Source organism: Streptomyces sp. NPDC051822 (assembly GCF_044452745.1).
Lineage (GTDB): Bacteria > Actinomycetota > Actinomycetes > Streptomycetales > Streptomycetaceae > Streptomyces.
The window spans coordinates 732,129-748,037 of sequence record NZ_JBITBZ010000003.1; the positions used below are offsets into that span (position 1 = coordinate 732,129).

Sequence of the window (15,909 nt, forward strand, 5' to 3'; positions counted from 1 at the left end):
TCCTCAGAGGCCGGAGCAATGGGGGAGCCATGATGTGTCCAGTGCGCCAAGTGGACGACTTTTCCGGTCCGTTGAACGGACCCGCGGCAGCAGTCGCCGGTGTTTCCGTCAGTGGGGAGCCCCAGGGTGTCCTGGAGCACCTCCTCGGTCTGCTTCAACAGCTCTCCTTCACGGTGTGCGAGAGCGGTTCGCCATCGGGTTGGACCGTACGGAAGGGAGGAGCGGCGCGCGTAAGTGCGCAGGGGCGCGCAACCTGGACCTTGGCCTGGGCGGGCTGGTGTCGGCGCCTTGCTCGCGAGTTCCGCGCTGCCGAGAGGCCTCCCATGTGCCTGATGGATCATCAGGTAAGTCAGCATTCGGTCAGCATGAGTCCCCGGGCGTTCCGGGGCAGTGGTTCCCAACCGGCGCCGGTGCTTAGGGAAAGCCCAGGTGGGAAGCCGTCCAGCCCGACGAGAGCGATGTTCCTCACAAACATCGGACGGGGGCGCCGGTGTAAGGTCGAGGACGCCCTTGACCTGCAGAAAGCAGGCAGGGAGCTGTCTCAGAGGAGTCCCAAGTGCTGCGTACTCTGTTCAAGTCCAAGATCCACCGGGCGACCGTGACCCAGGCGGACCTGCACTACGTCGGTTCCGTCACCGTCGACGCGGAGCTGATGGAGGCGGCCGACCTCCTCCCCGGCGAGCTGGTGCACATCGTCGACATCGACAACGGGGCCCGGCTCGAGACCTACGTCATCGAGGGCGAGCGCGGTTCCGGGGTCATCGGGATCAACGGCGCCGCCGCCCACCTCGTGCACCCCGGTGACCTCGTGATCCTCATCAGCTACGCGCAGGTCGACGACGCCGAGGCCCGGACGTTCGTGCCGCGCGTCGTGCACGTCGACGGCGACAACCGCATCGTGGAGCTGGGCGCCGACGCGTCGGCGCCCGTTCCCGGCAGTGACACGGTGCGCGCCCCGCACGCGGTGCCCGCACAGATCTGAACCGTCCGGACCGAGGGAGACGTACCGCATGGCCGAGCTGAAGATCCGCGACGACCGGACGAACGGACGCCTTGAGGCGTTCGAGGACGACACCTTCGTGGGTGTCGTCGTCTACTTCGTCCTGGACGCCGAGCCCCGCGCGCTCGTGGCGGTGCACACCATCGTCGAGGAGGGCCACGAGGGCAAGGGGATCGCCGGAGCGCTCGTGCGCGAGTTCTACACGATCGCCGCGGGCGAGGGCGTTCCCGTCGTGCCGCTCTGCCCCTATGCCGCCAAGTGGGCCGAGCGTCACCCCGACGAAGCCCCGGTCCCCGCGCCCGATGTGGTCCGCGCGGCGAAGCTCCAGCTGAAGGCCACCCCGGACCTGTGGTGACCGCGGCCGCGGTCGGCACCCTCGCCCTGCTGCACACCTCGCCGGTCCACGTCCCCGTCTTCGACGGGCTGCGGGACCGGCACCACCCCGGGCTCGTCCTGCGCCACCTCGTCGACGAGGAGCTGCTCGTACGGGCCCGGGAAGCGGGCCCCGACGCGGTCGCCGGGGCGGTGGCCGCCGCCCTCGCGACGGCTGTCGCGGACGGCGCCGACGCCGTGCTCTGCACCTGCTCCACGATCGGCGGGGTCGCCGAGCGGCGGTCCGGCCCCCTCGGCGTGCCCGTGCTCCGCGTGGACCGGCCCATGGCCGCCGAGGCCGCCCGCTTCCGCCGGATCGTCGTGGTGGCCGCCCTCCGCTCCACCCTTGAGCCCACCGTCGCCCTCATCGCCGAGGAGTCCGGACCGGAACCCTCGGTCGTCAGCACCGCCGTGGTCGAGGGCGCCTGGGAGCGGTTCGAGGCGGGGGACCGGGACGGATACCTCGACGCCGTGGCGGCGGCCGTCGACGCGGCGCCCCACGCGGACGGCAGCGTCGTCGTGCTCGCCCAGGCGTCGATGGCGGGCGCCGTCGAGCGGATGACCACCCGGCGGCCCGTCCTCGCGAGTCCCCGGCCCGGGCTCGCGGCGGCCGCCCGCGCGGTGGCCGCGGCCCGTGCCGCCACGGCCGGCGCCTGACCCCGAAGGGCGGGATCCGGCGGGCGTGACAGGGCCCGCCGGGTCACCCTGGGAAGGGAGGGACCCGTCGACCGAGAGGCCCGCCATGACCCACCCGTATCCCGATCCAGTGCCGCCCTCACCCATTCCGCCGCCGGTGCCGACACCGCCCCCGGTCCCCCCGCCGAACCCCGTGCCGGTGCCCCCCGACCCCGAGCCCGGCCCGGCACCGCAGCCCGGCGGACCCGTACCGGAACCCGAGCCTCAGCCCCAGCCGGGCCCCGCCGGCCGCCGTCCCGCGTCAACGCGGAGGTGACGAAAGGACGTTGAGCTTTCGCGTATCCCTTGTCACGGAGCGTGCGCCACCCCTAACTTGGACGGCTGTCGCTGTGTTCAAGGGGGGCCCATGGCCGTACGCGGACGTCACCGTCGCCACCAGCCGAGCCGGATCAACCGTGCCTCGCTGACCGTCACCGCGGGAGGCGCCGGAATGGCGCTGCCGCTGATCGGCGCCGGCACCGTGCAGGCCGCCTCGCTCGACGTCTGGGAGAAGGTCGCGGCCTGCGAGTCGACCTCCCACTGGAGCATCAACACGGGCAACGGCTACTTCGGCGGCCTCCAGTTCAGTCAGTCCACCTGGGAGCGGTACGGCGGCACGCACTACGCGCCGCGCGCCGACCTCGCGTCCAAGGACCAGCAGATCGCCATCGCCGAACGCGTCCTCAAGGGCCAGGGGCCCGGCGCCTGGCCGTCCTGCGGCCCCCGGGCCGGCCTCGCCCGAGGCGGCGACGCGCCGGACATCGCCCCCGCCGGTGCGGCGGCCAAGGCGTCGGGCGGCGGGAACGCGGTCAGACCCGCCTCCCTGCCCGGACAGCGTGCCCTGCCCGCACAGCCGGCCAGGAACGCGAGCCCGACCTCCGTGCCCACGGTCCGCGAGATGTACACGGTGACGCCCGGCGACTCCCTGTCGAAGATCGCCCGTGAGGAGCGCGTCCAGGGCGGCTGGAAGCGGATCTACGACGCGAACCGGTCCGTCGTCGGCACCGACCCCGACCTCATCCACCCCGGCCAGCGACTCACCCTGCGCATCGCCGCGCCCCAGCAGCCGAAGAAGGCCGCGCCTGCGGCCACGCCCCCGCCGAAGGCCGCGTCCCCGAAGACGTCCCCGGCGAAGACGCCCCCGGCGAAGGCATCCCCTCCGAGGACGCCCACCGTCACCGCGCCTCCCGCGAAGCCCACCACCAGGCCCGCGCCGGGACAGACGACGAAGCCGAGCAGCAAGCCGATCACCAAACCCAGCACCAAGCCCAGCGCCAAGCCCAGCTCCGGAACGAGCACCAAGCCGAGCACCAAGCCCCGCACGAAACCCGTGTCCCAGACGCGGCCTCCCGCCGCGGACAAGGAGGAGTACTCGGCCCCCGTCTCCGCGGGCATCGGCACCCGCTACGGCACCCGCGGCTCCTCCTGGTCCAGCGGCTACCACACGGGCGTCGACTTTCCCGTGCCCACCGGCACCTCGGTGAAGGCCGTGGCCGCCGGTCGGATCGTGTCCTCCGGATGGGGCGGCGCGTACGGCTACCAGATCGTGCTCCGGCACGACGACGGCCGCTTCAGCCAGTACGCGCACCTCTCCGCGCTCACCGTCCGCGAGGGCCAGCGGGTGCAGGCCGGGCAGCGCATCGGGCGCTCAGGATCGACCGGCAACAGCTCGGGACCGCACCTCCACTTCGAGGTTCGGACGGGACCCGGGTACGGCTCCGACATCGACCCCCTGGCGTACCTCAGGGCCCGCGGAGTCACCCTCTGACCCGGACGCCGACGGTGCCCCGGCCGGCACCGTCATCCGGTCGAGCGTGAGCTGGATCAGGCCGCCCGCGGCCACCGTCCCGCAGATCAGCGCGGCGACGGTGCCCGCGGCGCCGTAGCGGAAGCTCTCGCCGAACAGGGTCAGGCCGACGGTGGCGGCAACCACCGGGTTGACCACGGTCACCGTCGCCAGCGGGGCGGCGAGACCGGCGCCCCGGTAGGAGGCCTGCGAGAGGAGCAGCCCCGTCACGGCCAGGGCCGAGAGCACCAGCAGACCGGTCCACTCCGCGAGCGGCGCCTCGGGCGTCCACTCCTCCGCCACCGACTTCGTGAACACCGAGGCGATGCCGAAGGAGACCCCCGCCGCGGCGGCGAGGATGACACTGCGCAGCGCGGACCTGCCCACGAGGTGCGCCGCGGTGAACAGGGCGGCCACCACGCCGAAGACGCAGACGGTGAGCAGCCACCGGTCGCCGTCGGCCAGCGACCGGGGCTCGGCGCCGTCGGTGAGGCTGAGCAGTCCCGCCAGGCCCACCGTGGCCATCAGGGCGCCGCGCCAGGCCCGCTGTCCGGCCCTGCGGCCGACGAAGAGGGCCGCCATCGGGAGCGCGAACACGATGGTGAGGGCGCCCAGCGGCTGCACCAGGCTGAGGGGACCGTACGCCAGGGCCGCGACGTGCAGGGCGGCGCCGAGGCCGTTGAGCAGGACGGACACCCACCAGGCCGGATTGCGCAGGGGTGCGTAGCGCGGACCGGCGGCGGAAGCCGCGACCCGCTCCTGCACGATCGCCGCGGCCGCGTAGGCGACCGCCGACACCAGGGCCAGGAGGACGGACAGCAGGAGGGGGCTCATACCTTCCACGATCTCTCTTCCCGGCCGATCGCGTCGTCGTCCCAGGGGACGTCTTCACGAGTACCGCCGTCGCAGTATGCGGCCGCCGCGTACGCCTGGAGACGTACACCCGCGCAGGTCAGAACGGGTGCAAAGGGTCCTTTTCGAGCCGTCGGGGCAGTCGTGAGAGGGAGCTAACGTGGGCGGAGAAATCGACGGCCTGCCATGATCGGAGAGGACGCCCGCGTGGATCTCGTGGACCCCCGTGAGAGTGAATCGCCGGGCGGTTTCTTCGCCCTGCGCACCACCGTGCCGGAGACCGGCGGCGCACACCGCCCGCTCGCACGGCTGTACGCGGGGGAGGACGGCCCCCTGCACGCGCGCGTGGACCGGGTCACCGCCCGGCTCGGCGCCCCCGAGCGGCGCGTCGGCGCCTCCGTCGCCCACCTCGGGCTCGCGGCCCGGCTCTGGTCGACGGCCCTCGGCCCCGCCGCCGTGCACGGCCGCTTCCCCGACCTCGACCCCGGCGAGCTGTACTGGGACGGGGACCTGAGCGCTCCCGACGACCTGTGGTGGGCCGGCCGCACGACCCGCCCGGCCACCGTGGACGAGCTCCGCGCGGCCGTCCAGGAGGCCCACCTCGTACCGCTCCATGCCACGCTGCGCCGCGACGGGCGGATCTCCCCGCGCCTGCTGTGGGGCAACGCGGGCTCCGCCCTCGCCGGAGCCCTGCGCGAGCTGACCCGCTGGGCCCGCGCCCACGGCCGCCCGGATGCGGCCGAACGGGCCGCCTCCCTGGTCTCCGGGCTCGTCGACCACCCGGACCTCGCGGGTACGGTCCGCGGCCCCCGGCTGCGCCGTACCAGCTGCTGTCTCTACTACCGCTGCCCCGGCGCCGGACTGTGCGGCGACTGTGTCTTCGACCACGCCCCCCGAACGGGTTTGGATGCGCGGCCATCCGCTCCGTAAAGTTGGGCTTTTGAAAGCCGAAGAGCGGCGACGTACGAGCGAACGAGGAACCCGAAGGCCATGACGGTGACCGAAGAAAACCAGGACTACGGGCCGGGCGTCGACCCCGATCGCCTGGCCGTCTGCCTCAGCGTCCTCGACGAGCTCGACAAGCTGGACGTCGACCACCCGGACGCGATCCGCGTCCGGCGCGCCACCGCCGGGATCTACCGGACCGTGAAGCAGCGCCGCCGCCAGGAGCGCCGGGCCGCCAAGACCGCCAACGACAAGGCGGTCACCGAGGCCACCGCCACCGGCTCCGCGCAGCGCATCGACGACGAGACCGAGGGCATCCTCCCGTCCTCCGTCACCGAGGAGGGCCGCATCGCCGGGATACTCCAGCGTCCGCGCTCCTGCTACGTGTGCAAGACGCGGTTCGTGGAGGTCGACTACTTCTACCACCAGCTCTGCCAGGAGTGCGCCGCCCTGAACCGGGCCAAGCGCGAGGCCCGCGCCGACCTCGCCGGCAAGCGTGCCCTGCTCACCGGCGGCCGGGCCAAGATCGGCATGTACATCGCGCTGCGGCTGCTGCGCGACGGCGCCCACACCACCATCACGACCCGCTTCCCCAAGGACGCCGTCCGCCGCTTCAAGGCGATGGAGGACTCCGCGGACTGGATCCACCGTCTGGAGGTCGTCGGCATCGATCTGCGCGACCCGGCCCAGGCCGTGGCCCTCGCGGACCGGATGGCCGAGAACGGGCCGCTGGACATCCTCGTCAACAACGCGACGCAGACCGTGCGCCGGCTGCCGTCCGCGTACGCCGCGCTGGTCGAGGGCGAGAACGCCGCGCTGCCGGCCGGGGACCTGCCCGAGCGGCACGTCATCGGCGCCTTCAACTCCGGCGCCGTCGCCGAGCTCGGCTCGTCGTCCGCGCTGCCCGCCGGAGTGAGCGGCCTCGACGCACAGCAGGTCGCCGACCTCGCCCTGGTCGCGGGGAACGCCAGCATCGCCCGGCACCTCGACGGCACCGCCATCGACGCGGGCGGCCTGCTGCCGGACGTCGTCGACAGCAACACCTGGGTGCAGAGCATCGAGCAGATCTCCCCGGTCGAGCTGCTCGAGACCCAGCTGTGCAACTACACGGCGCCGTTCATCCTGATCAGCAAGTTGCGGCCGGCGATGGCCGAGGCCGCGAAGAAGGCGTCCAGCGGACGTTCCTACGTCGTCAACGTCTCCGCGATGGAAGGCGTCTTCAGCCGCGGCTACAAGGGCGCGGGCCACCCGAACACCAACGCCGCGAAGGCCGCGATGAACATGGTGACGCGGACCAGCGGCCAGGAGATGTTCGAGACCGACGGCATCCTCATGACCTCCGTGGACACCGGCTGGATCACCGACGAGCGTCCGCACTTCGACAAGCTGCGCCTCGCCGAGGCCGGCTTCCACGCCCCGCTCGACCTGGTCGACGGCGCGGCCCGGGTGTACGACCCGATCGTGCGCGGCGAGGAGGGTGTGGACCTGTACGGCTGCTTCCTGAAGGACTACGCCCCCGCGAACTGGTAGGCCCCGTCTTCCGAAGGCGGTTCAGGCAGTCCCGACAAGAGCGCCCCACCGGCCCGGTGGGGCGCTCTTTCCGGCTTCTTTCACCCGATCGCGTCACACTTGTGAGCCCGGTAGAGCGCGGGCGCGCTCATTTGGTTACTCTGATGTCCACGGTCGGCCACCGAAGACACACACCGTCTTCACGGCCGATCCGGGACTGGCCTGCCACCAAGGCCGCGCTCCCGCCCGATGAACGGCGCCACCGCGACCGACCGGCACCAGTCCCACAGGTACGCGACACAGAGGAGTGCGCGGTGACACCCGAACTGACGAAGCAGGAACCGCAGCCGGCCGAACGCAAGGACCGGCAGCGCAAGAACGGCGAGCTGGGAAGCCTGGAAGTCTGGGCCCACGCGGCCCCGATCCGGCTCGCGGGCTACGAGGACGACCTCGCGGAGCCCCACATCCTGCCCGGCATCGACTGATCCCTCGCTTCACACCCCGGTGCCCCCGGCCGTTCGCGGCCGGGGGCACCGGGGTGTTCAGGGCGGTCCGTGCGCCGGTTGCCGCAGCCGGGTCGGCGGCAGGTACTCGCGGATCAGGGTCCTGTGCCACCAGGCCCCCGTCGCACGGAGCTCGCGCCAGGTCGTGTACCGGTAGCGGTACAGCCGGGCGCGGACGAACGTCGGGGGCGCCTCCGGGAAGGGGTTGTGGGCGAGCAGCTTCAGGGTGTCCCGGTCGCCGTCGAGCAGCCGCTCGACGAACGGGCCGAACCACGCGCGCGCGTACCCGGGGCTGAGCGCCGCGAACCACATCAGCCAGTCGAGCCGCAGATGGTACGGGGCGAACTGGCGGGGCATCCTGCGCGGATCACCGGGCTTGCCCTTGAAGCCGTACTCCCGCCACACCGTGCCCGCGTGGGGCACCGGGTCCTCGGTGCCCTCGACGATGATCTCGTCCCTGATCCGGCCGACCGTGCCGAACGCCCCGTACGTGTTGACCAGGTGGAACGGGTCGTACGAGCGGTTCATCGCCTGGTGCCGGGAGAGCAGGTTGCGCGCCGGGCGGTAGCTCCGTACCAGGACGAACGCGGTCACCGCGACGACCAGGACCACGTACCAGAGCGGCGGGTCGGGCTGCGGGTGCTCGCCGGTGAGCGGGGAGGCGTCCACGGCGGAGACGGCGATCACGATGGTGATCCAGTTCAGCCAGGCGAAGTTCCCCGAGAGCACCAGCCACAGCTGCGTGGCGATCATCAGACCGGCCGCTATCGTGGCGACCGGCTGCGGGGCGAACAGCAGGAACGGCACGACCAGCTGGACGACGTGGTTGGCGGCGACCTCCACCCGGTGCAGCGGGCGGGGGAGGTGGTGGAAGAACCAGCTGAGCGGGCCGGGCATCGGCTGGGTCTCGTGATGGTGGTAGAGGCAGGTCAGGTTCCGCCAGCAGGGGTCGCCGCGGATCTTGATGAGCCCGGCGCCGAACTCGACCCGGAAGAGCAGCCAGACCAGCAGGTACAGGACGAGGATCGGCGGTCCCGTGTCGTCGTTGCCGAGGAAGACCGCCAGGAACCCGGTCTCCAGGAGCAGCGACTCCCAGCCGAAGGAGTACCAGGTCTGGCCCACGTTCACGATCGACAGGTACATCCCCCAGAGCAGCAGCCACAGCAGCATCGACACCGGCAGCGGCACCGCGTCCCCGGCGCCCGCCACGAGCGCGAGGGCGAGCGCGGCGCCGGTCCAGGCGACGGTCGCGAACAGGCGGTCCGAGTAGCGCCAGTGGAAGACCGAGGGGGTCTGGCGGGGCCGGGTCACGCGCACGTACTCCGGTACGGGGAGCATGCCGCGCTCCCCGATCAGCGCCCGGAACTGGAGCGCCGCCGACAGGAACGCGACGCAGTAGAGCCCGGCGAGCCCCCGCTGGAAGACGATCCGGCTCAGCCAGTGATCGGGTGCGGTGAACCACTCCATCGCTTCCAGTATCGGCCCTCGCCCACCCGCTCACTCACTGACGAGGCGCCGCAGGGCCCGGCCCAGGTGACGCGCGTACGCGCGCTGGAGCACCGGGACCAGGGGGCCGCCGAGCCGGGTGTACCAGGCGGCGGGGCGGCTGAACGCGGTGACCGTGAACCGGACGGTGCCGTCGGGGTCCAGGTCGACGACGAAGGACTCCTCGCCGCACTCCGGATGCCCGGTGAGGGTGCCGTACGCGAAGCCGGTGCGCTGTTCCTCGTACACCGTCCAGATCACCGAGCAGGGGACGCCGAGCCGGAGCGGGCCGATGCCCGCCGACACCTCGACGGTGACGCCGGGCTCCGCGCGGTCGGCGTCGGCGAGGACGCCCGCCCCGGTGGCGCGGTGCATCCGCCAGGCGGTGACGGCGGCGCCCGCGGCCTCGAAGGCGGCGCGGCCGTGGCCGACGGTCATGGTGTGCCGGAGGTGGTGGTAGCCCTCGGGGAGGCGCGCCGGGGTCCGGGTGGCGCCGACCTCGGGGTAGGTGAGGGCGGGGCGCGGACGCTCGCGCCGGGACAGGCTGGTCGTCAGACGGGTCATGCCGGAAGCTCCGTTCGGGGGTGGGCCGCGGGAGTCTGTGTGGGGGCCGGTGCGGGGGTCGTGGCGCGGTCCGACGCGAGGCGGCGGCGGGCGAGCAGCGCGCAGACGGTGAAGCCGAGGGCGTTGCCCAGGCCGTGGGTCGCGGCGGTCCAGGTCAGGTCGAGGTGGGGGAGTCCGGTCGCCTCGCCGAGTGCCCAGCTCAGGGCGAGGAGCATGGTGACGAGGAGAACGAGGGCCGAGACGGCGAGCAGGCCGCGGGTGAGGCGGTCGGCCGGCGCGGCACGGCGCTCGCGCAGGGTCAGGACGGCGACCGCCGTCATGCCGGCCGTCAGGACGACGGCCCCGGCGAGTTCGGCCCAGTCGTCGACGAAGTAGCCGAGCAGGACGAGCACGGTGCCGGCCGGGACGCTCAGCGCGGCGAAGCGGGCGGCAGGGGTGTCGTGGACGCGGCAGAGGAGCCCGGCGACCAGAGCGGCGGCGAAGCCCGCGAAGTGGAAGTGCGGGACGGTCAGGGCCAGGATGTCCAGCTCGAAGCCGAAGAGGGGGTACGAGGCCCGTTCGGCGACGAGCGCGACCCCGGCGACGGAGGGCGCGGCCAGGGCGGTGAGCACGGCCACCTCGCCCGGCCGGAGCGAGCGGGTGAGGAACAGCCGGGCGGGCGCCTGCAGCGCGAGGGCCAGCGTGGCCAGGGCGTACACCGCGGCGAGCGCGGTCGAGAGTCCGGAGCGGGGCAGCCAGAGAGAGAGCGCGCCGGGGGCGGCGAACAGCGGCCAAGCGCGCCGGAGCCGGTCCCACCCGGGCGGCCGGGGGCCGTCGAGGAGCGCGAGGCCCGTCGGCACCACCCAGAGCATGCCGATCGTGACGACCGAGCCCACCAGGACCGACAGTGCGGTCATGTGCCACCACCCCCGATTGAACGCGTTCAACTCACGGGATGGAGCCTAGGGGCTTTCTTGAACGTGTTCAAGTGGGGGGCGAGTGCGCGGAACCCGGTCGGCCGCCCTCCGCTTGCGGCGCCCCCCGGGCTGCGACAGACATGAGGGACTGGCCGGAACCGGGCGCCGTGGCCCGGGGGAGAGAAAGCGGGAGAACCAGGTGCGCTCAGTTCCCAGCCGGACGCGGCGGACTTCCACCGCTCCCCGCGCGACCCCGCGCGGTGCTACCCCCACCGCGCCCCGCGCGACCCCGCGCGGTGCGACCCCCACCGCGCCCAGCGCGGTCCCGCGCGCCGCGACCCGCTCCGCACTCGCGGCGTTCGCCGCCTCCCTGCTGCTCGCGGGCTGCTCGTCGGCCTGGGAGGGGTCGCGCGGCGGCGCCCAGCCGGCCGCGGCCGACGCCCAGGAAATCCTTCTGCAGCCGTTCGCGGCCCCGGGTCCCGACCCCTTCACCGAATCCACCGCCCGCACCACCGGGCCGCCGTCCCGGAAGCGCGATCCCGACCCCGCCGCCGAGCACGCCCGTGAGGTCACCGGCTCCGCCCCCGGCCTGTACGGCGGCACGCGCGCGGAGGGCAGCTGCGACGTCGACCAGCAGGTCTCCTTCCTCGCCGCCGACCAGGACAGGACACGGGCCTTCGCCGAGGCCGCCGGCATCCCCGAGACCAACGTCGCCGACTGGCTGCGCGGGCTGACCCCGGTCGTCCTGCGCGCGGACGTACGGGTCACCAACCACGGCTACCGCGAGGGCGGTGCCAAGGCCTTCCAGTCCGTCCTTCAGGCCGGTACGGCGGTCCTCGTCGACCAGTACGGCTCCCCCCGCGTCCGCTGCGCCTGCGGCAACCCGCTCCGCACCCCGGTCGCGACCACGGACGGCGTCCACCAGGGCGACCCCTGGGACGGCTTCGACCCCGACCGGGTGATCGTCGTCCGGCCGACCACCAGGGTGGTCACCAGCCTGGTCATCGTGAACGCCGCCGACCGCAGCTGGATCGAACGGCTCACCGGCAGTGACGGCGACAAGGACCGCAAGCCCGCCGTGGAACCGGACTGCGACCCGGACGAGTGCCCCCTGAGCGACGCCGGCACGCCCGACCCCAGTGCCCCCGACCGGCCCGCGTCCCCGGATCCCGCCTCCCCCGACACGGGCTCACGGGTTCCGTCGACCCCGGTCCCCTCGGTGCCGGAGAGCCCCGTCAGCCCCGATGCCTCCGGAACCGGCGGCACGGACACAGGACCCACCCCCACGGACCCCGGCCCGGACGCCGAGCCCGACCCGTACCCGAACCCCGACGACCCGTATCCGAGCCCGGACGACCCGTACGCGGAGCCGGACCCCGAGACGGAGCCGTACCCGGACCCGTACGCCGACCCGTATGCCGACCCGGACGCGGACCCCTACGCCGACCCCCGTACGGAGCCCTTCCCCGACCCCTTCGGTGACCCGAGCGCCGAGCCGCCGGGCGAGCAGCCCCCCGTCCCGGACGGCGAGCTGCCGGACGAGGAGCTCTTTCCGGCCGGACCGGTCCCGGAACAGCCGGAGACCTTCGAAGGGTGAAACGGATCTTCATGGTGCGCACGGGCGGGGCTGCGCCTAGCGTGGCCCCATGAACGCGGGCAGCGGGGGCGGTGGCGGGGAGGCGGCCGAGCGGCTCCGCCGTGCGCCGGAGGGGCGGGACGCCGGGGCCGGGATCCTGGCCGACTACGGGTCGGCCTTCCGGATGGGCGGCTTCGACTGGGACCTCGTCGCCGGCACGATGATCATGGACGACGCCGCCCTCGAAGTCTTCGACATGGACCGCGCCGAGTACGACGGCCGCCCCGAGACCCTCGGCTCACGGGTCCTGCCGGACGAGGGTCGCCGCCTCGACACCCTCGTCGCCCAGGCCCTCAAGGACGGCAGCGAGCAGTACGGCGCGTACTTCCGCATCCGCCGCCGCGACGGCAGGCACCAGTGGACCCACACCCAGGGCATCGTCCACCGCGACGACTCGGGCCGCCCCGTTCGGATCGTCGGCGTCCTGCGCGACGCGACCCACGAGCTCACCGAGTCCGCCGCCCGGCTCGGCCTCGACGAAGGACGGCGCAAGCGGGCCGGCGTCGTCGAGGGCACCACGGCGGCCCTCGCGTACGCGCGGACCGTGCAGGACGTCATCGACCTGCTCAACGACTCCCACGCGCTCGAACACTTCGGCGCCGCCAGCCTCGTCATGGGCCTCCTCGAAGCCGGCCGCATCCATCTCGTCGCGGAGGGCCCCGACGGCGCGTTCGTGCCGGGCACCCGTTTCACCCGGGTGGACGAGCCGTACCCGATGAGCGAGGTGATCCGCACCCTGCGACCGCGGTTCATCGACTCGCCCCGCGACTTCGCCGACTCCTTCCCGGTCCTCTGGCCGCACATCAGCGGGCTCGGCATCACCGCCGCCGCCTATATGCCGCTCATCGCCCAGGCCCGGCCCATCGGCGCCCTCGGCCTGCTCTACAGCGACAAGACCGGATTCAGCGAGGACGAGCGGACCCTGCTCGTCGCCCTCGGCAGCAGCATCGCCCAGAGCCTCCAGCGGGCCATGCTCTACGAGCAGGAGCACGACCTCGCCGAAGGGCTCCAGCAGGCCATGCTGCCGCGCCGGATCCCCGACGTGCCAGGCGCCCAGACCGCGGTGCGCTACCGCTCGGCCCGCCTCGGCCGGGACATCGGCGGCGACTGGTACGACATCATCGCGCTGCCCGGCGGACGGGTCGGCGCGGTCATCGGCGACGTACAGGGGCACGACACGCACGCGGCGGCCGTCATGGGCCAGCTGCGGATCGTGCTGCGCGCGTACGCCGCCGAGGGCCACACCCCGGCCACGGTGATGGCCCGCGCCTCCGTCTTCCTGCACGAGCTGGACACCGAACGCTTCGCGACCTGCACCTACGCGGAGGTCGACCTCGCCACCGGGGTCGTCCAGGTGGTGCGGGCCGGCCATGTCGACCCGCTGCTCAGGGAGGCCGACGGCCGCAGCCGAAGACTTCCGGTGGAGGGCGGGTTGCCGCTCGGGCTCTCCGCGGAGTTCGGCCGGCTCGACTACCCGGTGACCACCCTTGAGCTGGACCCGGGCCAGACCCTGATGCTCTACACCGACGGTCTGGTCGAGAAGCCGGGCGCCGACCTCGACGAGGGCCTCCAGTGGCTCTCCGCCCTGGTCAGGCGCGGACCCGCCGACCTCCAGGAGCTCGCCGACCATCTGTGCGACGTCGTCGCCGACCGCGGCGGCGAGGACGACGTCGCGATCCTGCTGCTGCGCCGCCAGGGCGCGGCCGCCGCCCAGGGGGCCGGCCGGTTCCGGCAGCACGTGGCCCAGAACGACCCGGAGGCGCTGAGCTCTGCCCGGCACATGATCAGGGCGGCGGTACGGGCCTGGGGGGCCGGGGAACGCGCCGACGAGATCGAGCTGGTCGCCGACGAGCTGATGACCAACGCGCTGATGCACACGGACGGCGGGGCGATCGTGACCCTGCGGGTCCTCGGCGGCGCCGAACGGCGGCTCCGGGTGGAGGTGGAGGACCGTTCCAGCGCTCTGCCCCGGCGCCGGGAGGCGGGGGAGGCGGGCGTCTCCGGGCGGGGCCTCTTCCTGGTCGACCAGCTCTCGGACGTGTGGGGCGTCGAGTCGAGGGGCGGCGGCAAGTGCGTGTGGTGCGAGTTCGCCGTCGAGAACTGAGATGTTCCATCGAGGAGTTCTTCGCTCCGGGCCCGCAGGTGGGCGATGTTAACTGAGCGTGAACTGATCGTACTTGACCGTAACTGTCGGTACGCGATTGACTTCGCTCCACCGCCTCCACCGCCTCTTTCGCGCAGGACGTGAGGACACACCCGTGAGCAGCGAGCTACTGGCACCGCTTGACCTGGCCTTCTGGCACCTGGAATCCACCGCCCACCCCCTGCACCTCGGAGCGCTCGCCCACTTCGGTCCCGTACCCCCGGACGGAACGCCCGGCCGGGAGCCCCTGGACGTCCTGGACCTGCTCGCCCGCCGTGCCGCCGCCGTCCCCCGGCTCAGGATGCGCGTCCGCGACGTCCTCCTGCCCGTCGGCGGCGCCGCCTGGAGCGCGGACCCCGACTTCGACGTGCACCGACACGTCCACGAGGTCACCCTCCCCGGCGCCGACTTCCCCGCCGAGACCGCCCGGCTCGCCGCCGAACTCATGGAGCGCCCGGTCGCCCGCGGCCTTCCCCCCTGGGAGATGTACCTGCTGAGCGGCGCCCCGGACGGCTCGTTCGCCGTCCTCGTCAAACTCCACCACGCCCTCGCCGACGGCATGCGGGCCGTCGCCATCGGCGCCGGGATCTTCGACGAGATCGCCGCGGGCCGCCGCCCCGTCCGCCGCCCCCGCCCCGTACCGCCGGGCTCCTGGATCCCGGGCCCCGGACGGCTCCTCGGCATCGCCCGGGAGCGGCTCGGCGACCTCGGCAGGGCCGTCGAGGTCGGCGCCTCCGTGGTCGGATCCTCCGTCCTCCGCGCCGGCCGCCTCGACGGCCCTGCCACCGCCCTCGCCGCCGAGTCCAGCGGGACTCGCCGCGTCGCCACCGTGACCCTGCCCCTCGACCGCGTCCACCGGGTCCGCCGCGGCACCGGCGGGACCGCCAACGACGTCCTCCTCGCGGTCGTCGCCGGGGCCCTCCGCCGCTGGTTCGAAGGACGTGGCCTGCCCCTCCCCGGGGCCGACCCCCGGGCCCTGGTCCCCGTGTCGCGCCGCCGCCCCGGCGCTCCGCCCGGCCCCGGCAACAGCCTCTCCGGCTACCTCGTCGACCTGCCCGTCACCCAACCGGATCCGGCCGCACGGCTCGCCGCCGTCCGGCAGGGCATGGACCGCAACAAGGCCGCGGGGCCCTTCCGCGGCGCCGGTGCCGTCGCCCTGCTCGCCGACCGGCTGCACCCGCTCGCCCACCGTTTCGGCGCCCCGCTCGCCTCCGGCGCCGCCCGGCTGCTCTTCGACCTCATCGTCACCCAGGTGCCGCTGCCCCGCTCCGCGCTCTCCCTCGGCGGCGCGCCGCTCCGCGCGCTCTTCCCCATGGCCCCGCTCGCCCGCGGCCAGTCCCTCGCCGTCGCCATGTCCCCGTACGGCGGCCAGGTTCACATCGGCCTCGTCGCCGACGGCGAGGCCGTCCCCGACCTCGACGCGCTGGCCGCCGCGCTCACGGCCGAACTGGACCTCCTCGACCCGTCGGAGAGCCCTGACGATCCGCCGGCGACCCCTGACGACGTGCCGGAGAGCCCTGACCTCATGACCCTGACCTCATGA

At 73.5% G+C, this 15,909-nt stretch carries 14 protein-coding genes; 10 read left to right on the forward strand and 4 right to left on the reverse strand.

Going from position 1 to position 15,909, the window contains the following annotated elements; all coding sequences use genetic code 11:
* Window positions 1-556 precede the first annotated feature (556 nt).
* From panD to ACIA8N_RS13800, 4 genes are all read left to right on the forward strand, one after another.
* A complete protein-coding gene (gene panD / locus ACIA8N_RS13785; RefSeq protein ID WP_365781037.1) occupies window positions 557-982 on the forward strand; it encodes an aspartate 1-decarboxylase in 426 nt (141 codons plus the stop codon).
* Window positions 939-1,355, forward strand: coding sequence for a GNAT family N-acetyltransferase (locus tag ACIA8N_RS13790; RefSeq protein WP_365781036.1), 417 nt, complete (start codon window positions 939-941; stop codon window positions 1,353-1,355). The genes panD and ACIA8N_RS13790 overlap by 44 nt, the downstream gene beginning before the upstream one ends.
* Window positions 1,349-2,029: a hypothetical protein gene (locus ACIA8N_RS13795; protein WP_399416325.1), complete on the forward strand. Its 681-nt coding sequence runs from the start codon at window positions 1,349-1,351 to the stop codon at window positions 2,027-2,029. The genes ACIA8N_RS13790 and ACIA8N_RS13795 overlap by 7 nt, the downstream gene beginning before the upstream one ends.
* A gap of 385 nt (window positions 2,030-2,414) precedes the next feature.
* Window positions 2,415-3,815: a transglycosylase family protein gene (locus ACIA8N_RS13800; RefSeq protein WP_365781034.1), complete on the forward strand. Its 1,401-nt coding sequence runs from the start codon at window positions 2,415-2,417 to the stop codon at window positions 3,813-3,815.
* On the opposite strand, the gene ACIA8N_RS13805 is transcribed toward ACIA8N_RS13800, so the two are convergent.
* Complete coding sequence (locus tag ACIA8N_RS13805) at window positions 3,696-4,667, reverse strand: DMT family transporter (RefSeq protein WP_365781033.1); 972 nt, start codon at window positions 4,665-4,667, stop codon at window positions 3,696-3,698. The two genes, ACIA8N_RS13800 and ACIA8N_RS13805, sit on opposite strands and share 120 nt — an antisense overlap.
* Before the next feature lie 204 nt (window positions 4,668-4,871).
* Here ACIA8N_RS13805 and ACIA8N_RS13810 point away from each other — a divergent pair, with 204 nt between their 5' ends.
* The 3 genes from ACIA8N_RS13810 (at window position 4,872) to ACIA8N_RS13820 (ending at window position 7,624) form a co-directional block, all read left to right on the forward strand.
* Window positions 4,872-5,615, forward strand: a complete 744-nt coding sequence (locus ACIA8N_RS13810) for a (2Fe-2S)-binding protein (RefSeq protein WP_399416328.1) — start codon at window positions 4,872-4,874, stop codon at window positions 5,613-5,615.
* A 60-nt stretch (window positions 5,616-5,675) separates the two neighbouring features.
* Complete coding sequence (locus ACIA8N_RS13815; RefSeq protein WP_365781031.1) at window positions 5,676-7,160, forward strand: SDR family NAD(P)-dependent oxidoreductase; 1,485 nt, start codon at window positions 5,676-5,678, stop codon at window positions 7,158-7,160.
* A 293-nt stretch (window positions 7,161-7,453) separates the two neighbouring features.
* On the forward strand, window positions 7,454-7,624 hold the full coding sequence (locus ACIA8N_RS13820) for a hypothetical protein (protein ID WP_365781030.1): 171 nt from the start codon (window positions 7,454-7,456) through the stop codon (window positions 7,622-7,624).
* A 57-nt stretch (window positions 7,625-7,681) separates the two neighbouring features.
* Here the strand turns inward: ACIA8N_RS13820 and ACIA8N_RS13825 are convergent, their stop codons facing one another.
* From ACIA8N_RS13825 to ACIA8N_RS13835, 3 genes are read right to left on the reverse strand one after another with little or no spacing between them, the layout of a single operon-like run.
* Window positions 7,682-9,109 (reverse strand): lipase maturation factor family protein, encoded by a 1,428-nt coding sequence (locus tag ACIA8N_RS13825; protein WP_365781029.1) that lies wholly within the window; start codon window positions 9,107-9,109, stop codon window positions 7,682-7,684.
* Between the two features lie 30 nt (window positions 9,110-9,139).
* Window positions 9,140-9,691: a DUF1990 domain-containing protein gene (locus tag ACIA8N_RS13830; RefSeq protein ID WP_365781028.1), complete on the reverse strand. Its 552-nt coding sequence runs from the start codon at window positions 9,689-9,691 to the stop codon at window positions 9,140-9,142.
* Window positions 9,688-10,578 (reverse strand): YndJ family protein, encoded by an 891-nt coding sequence (locus tag ACIA8N_RS13835; RefSeq protein ID WP_365781082.1) that lies wholly within the window; start codon window positions 10,576-10,578, stop codon window positions 9,688-9,690. The genes ACIA8N_RS13830 and ACIA8N_RS13835 overlap by 4 nt, the downstream gene beginning before the upstream one ends.
* Before the next feature lie 208 nt (window positions 10,579-10,786).
* On the opposite strand from ACIA8N_RS13835, the gene ACIA8N_RS13840 reads away from it, so the two are divergent.
* The 3 genes from ACIA8N_RS13840 (at window position 10,787) to ACIA8N_RS13850 (ending at window position 15,909) form a co-directional block, all read left to right on the forward strand.
* Window positions 10,787-12,184, forward strand: coding sequence for a DUF6777 domain-containing protein (locus ACIA8N_RS13840; RefSeq protein WP_365781027.1), 1,398 nt, complete (start codon window positions 10,787-10,789; stop codon window positions 12,182-12,184).
* A 49-nt stretch (window positions 12,185-12,233) separates the two neighbouring features.
* On the forward strand, window positions 12,234-14,327 hold the full coding sequence (locus tag ACIA8N_RS13845) for a SpoIIE family protein phosphatase (protein ID WP_365781026.1): 2,094 nt from the start codon (window positions 12,234-12,236) through the stop codon (window positions 14,325-14,327).
* A 154-nt stretch (window positions 14,328-14,481) separates the two neighbouring features.
* Window positions 14,482-15,909, forward strand: coding sequence for a wax ester/triacylglycerol synthase family O-acyltransferase (locus ACIA8N_RS13850; protein ID WP_365781025.1), 1,428 nt, complete (start codon window positions 14,482-14,484; stop codon window positions 15,907-15,909).